At 36.9% G+C, this 12278-nt stretch carries 8 protein-coding genes; 1 reads left to right on the forward strand and 7 read right to left on the reverse strand.

Annotated features, from left to right (window positions below; genetic code table 11):
• Positions 1–4 precede the first annotated feature (4 nt).
• From ACGHVY_RS17505 to ACGHVY_RS17535, 7 genes are all read right to left on the reverse strand, one after another.
• Complete coding sequence (locus tag ACGHVY_RS17505; protein WP_390600265.1) at positions 5–2158, reverse strand: O-antigen ligase family protein; 2154 nt, start codon at positions 2156–2158, stop codon at positions 5–7.
• Entirely contained in the window at positions 2155–3342 is a 1188-nt protein-coding gene (locus ACGHVY_RS17510; protein WP_390600268.1) for a hypothetical protein, read from the reverse strand. The genes ACGHVY_RS17505 and ACGHVY_RS17510 overlap by 4 nt, the downstream gene beginning before the upstream one ends.
• A 25-nt stretch (positions 3343–3367) precedes the next feature.
• Complete coding sequence (locus ACGHVY_RS17515; RefSeq protein ID WP_390600269.1) at positions 3368–5677, reverse strand: carboxypeptidase-like regulatory domain-containing protein; 2310 nt, start codon at positions 5675–5677, stop codon at positions 3368–3370.
• A gap of 148 nt (positions 5678–5825) precedes the next feature.
• On the reverse strand, positions 5826–6065 hold the full coding sequence (locus ACGHVY_RS17520; RefSeq protein ID WP_390600271.1) for a hypothetical protein: 240 nt from the start codon (positions 6063–6065) through the stop codon (positions 5826–5828).
• A gap of 13 nt (positions 6066–6078) precedes the next feature.
• Positions 6079–7452: a radical SAM protein gene (locus ACGHVY_RS17525; RefSeq protein ID WP_390600273.1), complete on the reverse strand. Its 1374-nt coding sequence runs from the start codon at positions 7450–7452 to the stop codon at positions 6079–6081.
• Positions 7449–7829, reverse strand: a complete 381-nt coding sequence (locus tag ACGHVY_RS17530; RefSeq protein ID WP_390600274.1) for a DUF3244 domain-containing protein — start codon at positions 7827–7829, stop codon at positions 7449–7451. Before ACGHVY_RS17530 ends, ACGHVY_RS17525 begins: the two co-directional genes overlap by 4 nt.
• Positions 7830–7962: 133 nt before the next feature.
• Positions 7963–9873: a hypothetical protein gene (locus ACGHVY_RS17535; protein ID WP_390600276.1), complete on the reverse strand. Its 1911-nt coding sequence runs from the start codon at positions 9871–9873 to the stop codon at positions 7963–7965.
• A gap of 906 nt (positions 9874–10779) precedes the next feature.
• On the opposite strand from ACGHVY_RS17535, the gene rhaB reads away from it, so the two are divergent.
• Positions 10780–12237 (forward strand): rhamnulokinase, encoded by a 1458-nt coding sequence (gene rhaB, locus ACGHVY_RS17540; protein WP_390600278.1) that lies wholly within the window; start codon positions 10780–10782, stop codon positions 12235–12237.
• Positions 12238–12278 lie beyond the last annotated feature (41 nt).

Genomic DNA, 12278 nt, shown 5'->3' on the forward strand with positions numbered 1-12278 from the left:
TTTTTTATTCTATTTGGAGTTGGTATAATTTGTCAGAATACCATTGAGTGAATTTTATGTTGTAGTTTCCTAATAATATTCTATTGATAAGACGGGGCTTTGATTGCATGTCAGTGAATTTTTTATGCATAACCTCTGTGGATAATGCTCCCATGCTTAATACGCAAGCCCGCTTCTCATAAATACAGGCTTTTTCCTTATTCCCCAAACTTAATTCCACTTTACCTAAATTATACCATGCCATTGATAGATTGGGTAATTGTGCTAAAGCTTCTTCGAGATATTTCTTAGCCAGCGGGATATTTTTCAGGCTTAACGCTATTTTTCCCGATTTAGCTAATGCAATAGGATTTTCTTCTTGGTAACTTACTATGTGGTTATATAAGTGTGTTGTTATCTTCTTGCAAAAAAGAGAGTCATTCTCTTTGAATTTTGTCCAAAATCCAGTGTCCAGTATCGTAGGCGATAATGTGATTGCTTTTACCAGATGTTTGCATGCAGTTGCTTTATTATCGGTTTGATATGCTTGCTTGAACATATCCCATTGAAACAAAGAGTTTTCCGGGTAACGTTTAATTAAATCCTTCTTTATTGCAATTGCTTCTTTTTTGTTTTGTCGTTTTTCTAAGATAATCGAAAGAAAATAAGACAAATGAATATCGAATGGATTTTGAGAAATGGAGCACCTGATTGCGTTCTCTGCTTTCATCAAATTGAGACTGTCTTTTGTTTTCTCAAAAGTGCTTAGATAGAACAATGAACGATTTAGTAAATATGCAGGTGTTCTTTCTGTTTGTTCTATTTCCTGGATAGCTTGCTGGGTATTACCGTTTTCTATGGCAGTCAGAAATAAAGAATTGTGCTTTTTATTTCGTACATCCCATTGTATGCCTGTAAATAAGAGTATCCAGATTCCTATTGGTAGCCAATGTATATAATGTTTGTTGGGTAAGGCATGCCTTTCTTTGACAGTCTTTGGGGACAATAATATTGCTAGTAATGTATATACAAGCAAGCATGCAGGTACAGACATAAAAAAAACAGAGAATGTTTGTTCCTTAAAAAGATATGCGAACAATATAAGCCCAATTCCCCATGCTGCAATATCCTTTCTCCTGCAGATTGTTATTAATACTACTATAAATAATAGTGAGTAGAGCAGGAAGCCAACCCAACCTTTTTCTACTAAAATCTTGCTGATTAGGTTGGAAGCGTACGAAGTAACTCCTGCTTCATCATTTTCGTACAGGTAACTATCCATTAATAAAGTGTAGTTACCGTTTCCACCACCCAAAGGATGATTCTTGACAAACAATTTTGTCGCGTCCAATTCATTGACCCTGCTGTGCAAACTTCTTTGTTGAGAGACTGTGTGGTTCATTCGTAGTGTGGTGAATATTTCTTGATGATAAATGATAAAGAGTGAAAGCAATACAACAATAATGCCGGATGACAGCAAAAAGAAATATCGTTTACCCATTGACTTCCAAGCGATAAAAATGAGACAAAACAGGTATGGGAGTAAAGCCAGATATATTCCTCTGGAAAAAGAAACTACCATTTGGAAGAGAATCAATAAACTGATGGCACTTATAATAAAAAGCATTTTGTGTGACTTTCGGCAATAGTACATACCTAATATGGCTATTCCACCTGTCAGGATTTGAAGATTCGCCCATTCATTGCTACTAATACCCAAAGGTTGGTAGAAATGCCTGAAAGGATATAAGTCGGAGAATCCTATCGAGTGTATCGACTGGGTGAATAATCCGAAGTAAGTAACTGCAAGTATAGAGAGAAGTCCGAACATCCAACAATAAGAAGAGAGTAATACTTTGGTTTTCGAAGCATCTGTAAGCAGGAGACGGAGTATCCAGTAGTAACAAATACAATACAGGGACGTTTTTAAATAAGAAAAACTCTTTAAAGGATTGACGGAGACAAAGACAGAATACAAATCATACAGTCCTACCAGCAGGATACAATAATCTATGGGAGTGAGAGTAATATATCCTTTCTTTAATTTTAGACTTAAAATGATAGCCATGACAAGTCCGCAGATAAAATAGGTATCACCTGCATAAAAGAATTGGAGTAAAAACACAAAAGTCAATACAATAATTTCCAGCCAATCAAATAACTTTAAAGAGGTGCTCATTTACTTCTCTTTTTGAACAATGGTGAAAACGAACGATATAGCAGATAGATAGTCAACGCAAGAAAGAAGATTTGAGTTGCCATCTTTTGCAAATTATAAAAGTCCGGAACCTGATGATTTGCCAACTCTGTGATAAAGTTTCCGAACGCCTCGGGAAATGTCTTGTAAAATTTGACAAGAAAAGCCGGTAGCACGTATAAGAAGTAATAACCGAAAAAGAGATTAACCAGACAGGTATAGATAATCATCGCAACTTTTTCCCGCTTTCTAAGAGAGAAAAGGTAAGGCTTCTGGTTGATGTCTTTTCTTTTTGTTTTTTTTGATAAATAAGTAATATACTCTCCGCACTTCTTTCGCAGGTTGGCAACTCCTAGCAAGTCTGTCATCAGCCAGTAGCCATCGAATTTGAAGAATGGGTTAAGTGTGATTATAAAATTGATATTTGTCATGATAATGACATATTTCAAGATGTCGTTTTGCGTATAGAAATAGATTATCAACAATGGTATTAGCAATAGTATCTGGAAATAGACTCCAGCGATATTTACAATACATCTTTTTTTGCGGGACAAAGTCCACGTATTGGAAACATCTGTATAAAAGACCGGAAAATTCAAATATAGTCCAAAGCCGATGCCACCATGTTGTATGTTGTAGAATTGGCAGGCAGAAGCGTGCCCTAATTCATGGAATAAAGAAGACAGGATGAAAAACAAGAATAATCCGCATATTGTGTACAGGTCGATGGCAGGCATATTTAAAACCGATAAAGAAGTAGCCATAAAATAACCTTCCATTCCCAATAAAATGCATAAAACGGTAACAATAATCTTCTTTTCAAATAAGACACTGAAAAATGGTGTGCATTTACTTATGACATGTGATGGAATTAATTCTTTATTGAGCAAAAAAGTTTTTTTGTTACTTGGCGCTCCTTCCAGCTTATTTATGAACTTGTCTATTATTTCTATAACAGACTTTTCTGTATATTTCCCATCAGTTGATTGGATAAATGAGTGTACTGCTTCTTCTTGCGTATTGCTCCCTTTTATAACTTCAATCAACAGGGCCATCATCCGGTTTACTTCAAAAAAGCGATCCTCATAATGTACCAAGTATGATTCATTGGTAGAGGATGTGGAGAACTTACCAACCGACATCTTCTTTATATTCTCAAAATTCATAAATAGCTTATTTTGTATTTTTTAATTAATTCGCTTTTAATATGGCTGACTTATTTGTATTTCCAGCTGGAACGTTATAGAACTCATGCTGTTTTCCAAAATTAAAACGATAACTTGCTTTCAGATAAAATACATGATCTTCCAATTTTGGTATATATATGTTAGATTCGCTCCTATATTCCGGAGTCTCAAATACTCTATTCTTCTTCAGGCGTGAAAAAGGATTCTGGGAACCAATTTGTAGATGAAGATTATGATGATTATATCCTACATTGAGACGGTAAGTCCATGGGATTTCAGTTAAATCGCCTAATCCCCAAGATTTTCTCGGGGCTTGAACATTTGCTGTAGCCATAAAGTCTTTATACATGAATACTAATCCGATATTCGACATCTCCCAAGTAGTGAGAGACATCTTTTTCCAAGTTGTAAACCAACGTTTTGCATAACTGATATCCATTTTCATGGTTAATACTTGCGGAATCAACTTAAATCTCAGTCCTAAAATGGGAAAAAAATTCCGCTCTGTTCCTCCTGTATAATAAGAATGAACGAAAACTTTATTTTCCCTGAAAACGGTTTCATATAAAGCATCATAAAGTAATGAATGTGATATGAGAGGTCTGATTGTTAGCCATTTCCAGTTAAAAGCATACGCTAGAGCGAACTCCATATACTTTATATTCTTCAAATGGGGATTTCCTCTGCGGACTTGTAAGTAGTCAATTTCCTGTTCAGTCTTGCTCAGCCATGTAATTTGTTGCGGGGTTTCACTATATGTACCAAAGATATATATATTTTGATTGTCATTAATCTGATAGTTGAGAGTTAAGTCCGGATGAAATGAAAAATTACGAATAGTTGCTTCATTTCTGTTTTTGCGTATATTATATCGGCTTCCCCATTTAAGCATGAGCGAAATATTTTGTGTGTTTTGTTGATAAACCACATTTAGGGGAAACTGGCTATAAAGTAAGTCGTCTTTGTTTTTTGTCGCTTTATCCGAGTATTGTGTCTTGTACGTATTATTCTGTTCGTATTCTAACATCGCACTCAAAGTCCCTTTGTTGTTAAATGCTTTTACGTATGTTATTTGAGCCTTCATAAGAAAGTATTTTTCTTTCGTCATGCTTTCAATATCATCTTTTTCTTCGGGTTGGGGATATGTTTCTGAATATTGATAAGAGTATTCATTATAATTATAGCTTGATAACAAGGAGAACATCAACGATTGTTTATGGTTCAGCTTGCGGTCATAAAACAGTTCAATGGCAGGATTAAGATTGCTCGTAATTGTATAATCCCGAAAAATTTTCTCAGAGTTTTCATCTTCATATTGCTGATATTGGTAATTATCAGTTTTTGCCTTGGATTGGTTGTATCGTAAACTGGTATAAAAAAGAGTTTTATCGCTCCTGTAAGTATAATTGATATAAGATTTGTAGGCATAATTATGTTTACCGGTGGATAAACTTGTAGTCTTACGGGTGAGAGTCTTATCCGGATATATAAATTGAATTAATTCATTGCTGCCTGGATTTAGTTCTTGGTGGTCAAATAGACTGCTGATACTATACGAAAATTCTGATTTCTTTTTAAAAAATTGTCCTGTTGAATTGTAATCACCGGTAGCCCTGTTCAAGTGTTGCTCGCTATTGAGAGTAACATTTCCTCCTTTTTCATGCTGAACTAAAATATAGTCAATTACTGCATCAGCGCCTGGATAAGCGGGTGTACCTATATCATAAAAGTTAATTCGGAGAATATCATCAGCATTCAAGTTTTGTACTTCACTTTCATTTACTTTTCTGCCATTGATACACAAGGTAACCTCTCTATTTCTAGTGGTTACTTTTTTATTGAACGGATCAACATCTAATTCAGGTAGTAGTAAATTATATAAAACTTCATATCCTCCCATAGAATGTTGTAACTGTTTTTTGGTAGGATATATAATCAGTTTGTCCGAAGTATGAACGATTTGCTGTGCCGTTACTGTGATATCATCCAGCTTGACCGACGTTTCTTCAAGAACGATATTTCCTATTTTTGTATCACTTTCTACATGTTTTAAATAGACAATGTTCTTTTGGTAGCCGATGCAGGTCACTACCAGCATGTAGTCCTTATTCTGTTGTATCTTGATATTGAAACTACCGTCATTATTGCTTACGCTGCCGCTGATAAAAATAGAATCGTGATGAAAACATTGGATGGTAGCTCCACCTATGCCATTATTGTTTATGTCTATTACCCGTCCATTAAGAGTGATATCTTTGGCATATACATTTGTGGCTGATAGCCATAAAAAGAAGATAAGAATAGAGGTCTTCATTTTGCTAATACTAAATTTTAGTAAATTAAAAAGAAGTGCCATTGGTTATCATTATACCGAATGGCACGACTTTATTTGAAGATAATGCCCATCTGACTGCATTTGATAACAGATGGATGAAGCGTATCTACGTTAACTTGCGGGTCGATTAGAAATCTCCGGTTGAATTGCCTATATGCGAGTCGCAATTATCAACATTACAAGCCATTGAGACAGAGCCGGCTCCGCCTTGATGGCTGGATGAGAACAAATCCAACAGTCCACCTACAATTAGCGGATCAGTTTCCAGTCTTTGTTCCAATTCTTCTACAAAGAACTCTGAAAGCTCCGTGTTCATAGGAGTAAATTCTGCCGAGTCTATTCCTATTGATGTTTTTTTGTTTTCCATCTTTAAAATAAAATTAATTAGTACTTATGTTATTTACTTTTCGAAAAGCCCTGTTTATAGCGTAATTAATAACTGTTGGGAATTGGCTGCATTCTGTGGGATTGCTGAAAGAATGAGCCGGACACCCTCCGCCACATAATAATGCATATTTACAATGTCTGCACATGGGAGTACTATTGATATTATAACCTCTCCACAGATTGAATACCTTTTCATTCCAATGAATTTTATCATTCAGGTAATCTCCTAATTGAGACTCTGCTTTTCCTACAACTTCCCAACAAGGAAATATCTTGCCGAACGGGTCTAGGACATATTCATTTGATTGGGATTTGCAGAATATAGAACGAAACTCGAGTGGCTTGTTATTGACTATGGATGAATAGATTTTATAAGATACACCATAGTCTTGACAACCATAATTAAATTTTAGTTCTTTATGCTTCTCCATAAACTCTCGTTGCGAGAACATATTGGAAGGGATATTTTTTGTGTGCTGCCCCTCACTGTTATATCCACGTAATAATGCTGAATTTATTTTGAAGTTTTCGTATTGGGAATAACCTAATTCTTCGAATAATACTTTTAATTGTTGTAAATCATCAAAATTGTTCCTGTCTGTATTAACTCTAATAGTCACTCCCGTGCCTTGTTTTAAAGCTATTCCAATATTAGATATAATTTTGTCAAATGTATTATAGCCCTTGTAGTGTACTCTTTTGGTGTTATGAAGCTCTTTCATCCCATCAATAGTTATTTGTATATGGCTGATTAAATCAGGAGACAGTAATTCTTTATATGCGTCTAAATCATATCCGTTTGTTACGGCATTGAATTGAAAGCCTAACTCCTTTCCTTTGAGAACAATATATTCTACCACTTCTTTATTCTCTTTCAATAAAGGCTCTCCACCATATAGAGTAATATTCTTTGCCCGTAACTGTTCACGTGGTTCTATTTTCAAAATTGCTTGATAGGCTTTGTCTGCCATTTCTTTGGTGAAAACTTTTCCGATAGAATCACTATGCAATCCTGTTTCAAAACAGTATGGACATCTGAAATTGCAGTTATAGGTTATAACGAAAACGAAAACTGTATTTAAAATTTTCTCTTTGCGGTGTAACGCATCAGCCAGCCTTGCTACGTAAGTATATTCCTCTTTTTGAGTTTTGGTGGTGATATAACCTCGTTTTTCCAGTGCGGAGATTGTATCTTTTGATAAAGGGCATTCCTCTTCTGTGAAGTTGTTATTGGTCTTTTTCAGAAAGGACATAATATTTTTGCTTACAACATCGATTGCTCCTGTATAGCCGTGAAGTAGCATGTACTTGTCGGTATCCTCCAATTCTACATCTATAATGTATGAAGAATTACGTAGTATTTTCATAAGTCAAAATTTCCGTAGAGTTGCCAGTTTGCTGACGACAGTTCTATTTTGTATTCTCCAATTTCTTCTGTGCCTAAATCAATAGTTATGTATTTAGTACTAGCATTATAAGTTTGCTCATACACTACTTCACCTGTTGACATATTCGTTATGGTTATTTTAAAATCGGATTCGAAGTCTAATGACTCGGCCGTTAATAAATGCTCCATGAGAAATACTTGTGCCGGGAATAGGGTACGTTGTGAAGAATGTTGTTCTGAGCCACGTATTATAACAGTTTGGCGTGTTGAATAAGTATCAATCTCACTATTGGCAAAACACGGTAATTGTGTGAATAGCATGCTGCATAGTACGAAAATAAGTAGTTCTTTTTTCATGTCTGTAAAATATAAATTCGGTTTTTCATTTTTGATGTTACAAACATAGGGCTTAGAGTTGGTTTGGTTTGTGTAGCATTTTGTTAAAACTTAATTAACAAATGCGCATTTATTGAAAATCAATACATTACATCTAAATCTCTTCTATCAGAATATCAAATTTTATAGGCGTCTCTACATTCATCCTCTTCATAATAGCATCTCTTCTTTTGTATGCAGCATTGGGAGTACAACCAAATACATTCGCAATATCTGCATATTTCATACCAATTTTAACCAAACAGCAGAAATAGACATCTTCTTTCAATAGTCGTTCATGCTTCCCCGTCAATCGTCCAATAAATCCATGTGTTAATTGATCTATTTCCGCAATCAATGTTTCCCATATTTCATTCGGTACTTTTTCGTTTGCATCCGGATTTTCATAATTGTGTTGTTTTATGGTTAATAAGGTCTTGTAGGCGACAGACCGACTTGTTAATAAACTATCGAACAAGTAACTTTTTTCTTTTTTTATGTTAGCCAGTTGCCCTGCTAAATGGATATTATATTTCGCATCATCTGGTAATTGTATTTGTTTCATAAGTTGTTCTATTTCTTTCTCTTTATCTGCAATAGCTTTTTTTATATCTGTGTATATCTTATCTTTTTCTTTTAATAATTCATTGAGACAGCTATTCAGTTGATTTAAATATTGTTTATCTTCATTATACTCACTACATTTTTGTCTCAATTTCGCTATTTCTGCATCTTTATTCTCCATATCTTTTCTCATTTGGATGGATTGTGTGGAGATAGTTTGTAATAGAGACTCCTGTTTCAGTTTTAGTTGTTGTGCTTTCTGACGATATTTGATTCGTTTGTATACAAAAAGAATAATGAGTATTACTATGAAACTACTCCCGGCGTAGATGTAATACAAGTATAATGATAGGTTACTTCTGTGTTTTTGTTCACTTTGTTGAAGAAGGGTTTCTTTCTCAACTGCTAAAATTTCTTTTGTACGTTCAATGTGTTTTGTGCTATCTATATATGCTTCATAGCTATCTTTGAAATGTAATGCTTCGGCAAAGTCTCCTTTTTTTCGTGCTACGTCTTCTAGTATGATGCAAGCACCAGCTTTAGTGTAAAAACTGGGAGAAAATAGGCTTTTGTAAGCATAGTAAACAGCCGAATCGTTTTGATTGCTTCTGCTATAAGCATCACCTAGACTCAGGTATATACCATATAGTTGAGCGGTGTCTTTTTGCAGCATTAGTTCACGTCTGATATATGAAATAGCCTTTTCTGGTTCTCCCATTTCGTTATAAAGAATTCTTAGGGAGCTAAGAACTTCTATCTTTACATGTGGATTATTTAGTTTTTCAGCAATGGGTAGGGCGCGGTTTAACAACTCTTCGGCTTTGCCATGAAATGCCGCTCCTTTCATAATACAAATATCAGCTCGTTGTACAAGTAACGTTGCTAAATGGGCGGAATCTGCTTCTTGTTTAAGAAGTTCTTCTTCGCATACATAAAGAGAGTCCGCTTTGTCCAGTAACTCTTGCTGGAAGTATACATACCCAAGGTTTCCATACAGTATGCACAATAGTTTGTGGTTTTTGGATTGTTTCACTAGTGGCATTGCAGTGAGAAATTCACGAGTGGTAGCAGGATTATCTCCTAATTCTTGATACACTCTTCCAAGATAATAATGGGCTTTTGCCTGCATTTCTATGTCATTGTCTATCGAATCATAATATTCAGTGGCTATGCGTATTAATGAATCTGTGGTTGGTATGATGTAGTTTTTGTCTTGTGCCTGAGTGAGTAGCAAGGCATATTTAGCATTTTGGGCAGGTGTTTTTATCTCTGACAGGCAGATATTCTCCAGTAGATACAATGCGCTGTCTGGACGGGTGGACATCAATGAATCTGCAGTAGATAAAAGTAAATCTCCACTTCCTTTTTGTTGGCAGGCAAAGGTTACGAATATCAGATTAAATAAACAGAGGTAATATATTAGTCTGTTATGTTCTTTTGTTTGGTGCTTGATGTTTTTCATAATTCGGCTTTATATATAGTACAATTGTGGATTCTACATTGCTTATCTGATCGTTGCTAATTTATGTTTATTTAAAACATTTGTTGGGAGACGTTTTTCGTTTGTTTTGTACGGGGATGAATCAAAGCAGTACTGAAGTAAGCCGAGCCATGTACTTGACTTACTCAAGTCTCCTACTTGTTACAGCTAAATCTCCTACCAAATATGAAAAGTGAAAAACATCTGCCACCTGCAACAAAACCGAGATAATGTATTAATTAATAGATGGTTACAGCGTTGCAGATGCTGTTGCAGATGGTTGCAGATGCCCAGGTATCTGCAACACTATAAACGAGCCGTATCGGTCATCCCGTCAGTGTCTACTTAAGAAATAGCAGTTCCCTACGTTGGAACTCCCGTTCCCAGGCTGGAAACTCTCGTTTCCAAGCATAGAAACGGGAGTTTCTGCATATAGATACTGGAGTTTCCACGTATGGATACTGAAGTTTCCATGTATAGAAACGGAGGCTGATGTTTAGCTATATGTACTGTTGCCTTGCTCTTAAAAGACAGCTTTCTATCGGCATACAAAGTGTTGCAGATAGCTAGGTAGCTGCAACCATCTGCAACGGTATCTGCAACGCTGTAACAAACTATTAATTAATATATTATCTCAATTTTGTTGCAGATGGCAGATGTTTTTCACTTTTTCATTTTATATAGAGGGATATTTAGTTCATTTCCGTGCAGTTTTGAGTTATTCTTTGGTTTTGTTATTGTATGGAAACTATACTTGAAGAATCCTTTTTTCTGTTTTGTGTCAAAATGTATATCCTTTCAATCAAAATGCGTAAGGAACACGAGGCGGGAATCGCCTATCTTTGCAATGTAGGTAAATGGATACCTTAAATATATAGACAGAATACCATGAAACAAAACTTTTTTGCAGTCGACCTGGGCGCAACGAGCGGCCGTACAATCTTAGGTACTTTCATTGAAGGCGGATTAAACCTCGAAGAGATTAACCGTTTCCCTAACCATCTGATTGAAGTCGGTGGTCATTTCTATTGGGATATTTATGCATTATATCGTCATATCATTGACGGATTGAAGCTGGTGGCTCACCGTGGTGAATCTATCGCTTCTATCGGTATTGATACATGGGGGGTAGATTTCGTATGCATCGGAAAGGACGGAAACCTGCTTCGCCAGCCTTATGCGTATCGTGACCCGCATACGGTAGGAGCGCCGGAAGCTCTCTTCTCCCGTATTTCGCGTAGCGAAGTCTATGGTAAGACGGGTATTCAAATAATGAATTTTAATTCACTTTTCCAGTTGGATACTTTGCGTCGTAATAATGATAGCGCACTGGAAGCGGCGGATAAGATTCTGTTTATGCCGGATGCGCTGAGTTATATGCTGACCGGGGAAATGGTGACAGAATATACGATTGCTTCGACAGCCCAACTGGTGAATGCACAGACCCGTCGTCTTGAACCGGAACTGCTGCAAGCAGTCGGCTTGAGCGAAAAGAACTTCGGTCGTTTTGTATTTCCGGGTGAAAAGGTGGGAGTGTTGACAGAGGAAGTACAGAAGATAACCGGACTGGGGGCTATCCCTGTGATTGCCGTAGCCGGACATGATACGGGTTCTGCCGTTGCCGCTGTTCCGGCATTAGACCGCAACTTTGCTTATCTGAGTAGCGGCACCTGGTCATTGATGGGCGTTGAGATGGACGCTCCGGTGATTAATGCTGAAACGGAAGCCTTGAACTTTACGAATGAAGGTGGTGTGGAAGGTACTATCCGCCTGCTGAAGAATATCTGCGGAATGTGGCTGTTGGAACGCTGCCGCTTGAATTGGGGGGATACAAGTTATTCGGAGTTAATCAATGAGGCGGATGCTTGCGAGCCGTTCCGTAGCCTGATTAATCCCGATGATGATTGTTTTGCGAATCCTGTGAATATGGAAAAAGCCATTGCAGAATATTGTCAGGCTACCGGACAACCTGTTCCCGAACAACGCGGGCAAGTGGTGCGCTGTATTTTCGAGAGTCTGGCTTTGCGTTACCGTCAGGTGTTGGAGAACTTGCGTTCACTTTCTCCTCGCCCGATTGAAACATTGCACGTGATTGGCGGTGGTAGCCGCAACGACTTGCTGAACCAGTTTACCGCCAATGCTATCGGCATTCCGGTGGTTGCAGGCCCGTCCGAAGCTACTGCTATCGGTAATGTAATGATTCAGGCAATGGCGGCGGGAGAAGCAACGGATGTGGCGGGTATGCGCCAATTGATAAACCGTTCCATCCCGTTGAAAACCTATCATCCGCAGGATACGGAAGCGTGGGATATGGCTTATAATCAATTTAAGAACTGTATCCGATAATTTAATAAATAACCGATAGAATATCATTTTAAACAATAGAA

Origin of the sequence: Bacteroides sp. f07 (genome assembly GCF_042854785.1) — a bacterium.
Taxonomy (GTDB): Bacteria; Bacteroidota; Bacteroidia; order Bacteroidales; family Bacteroidaceae; genus Bacteroides.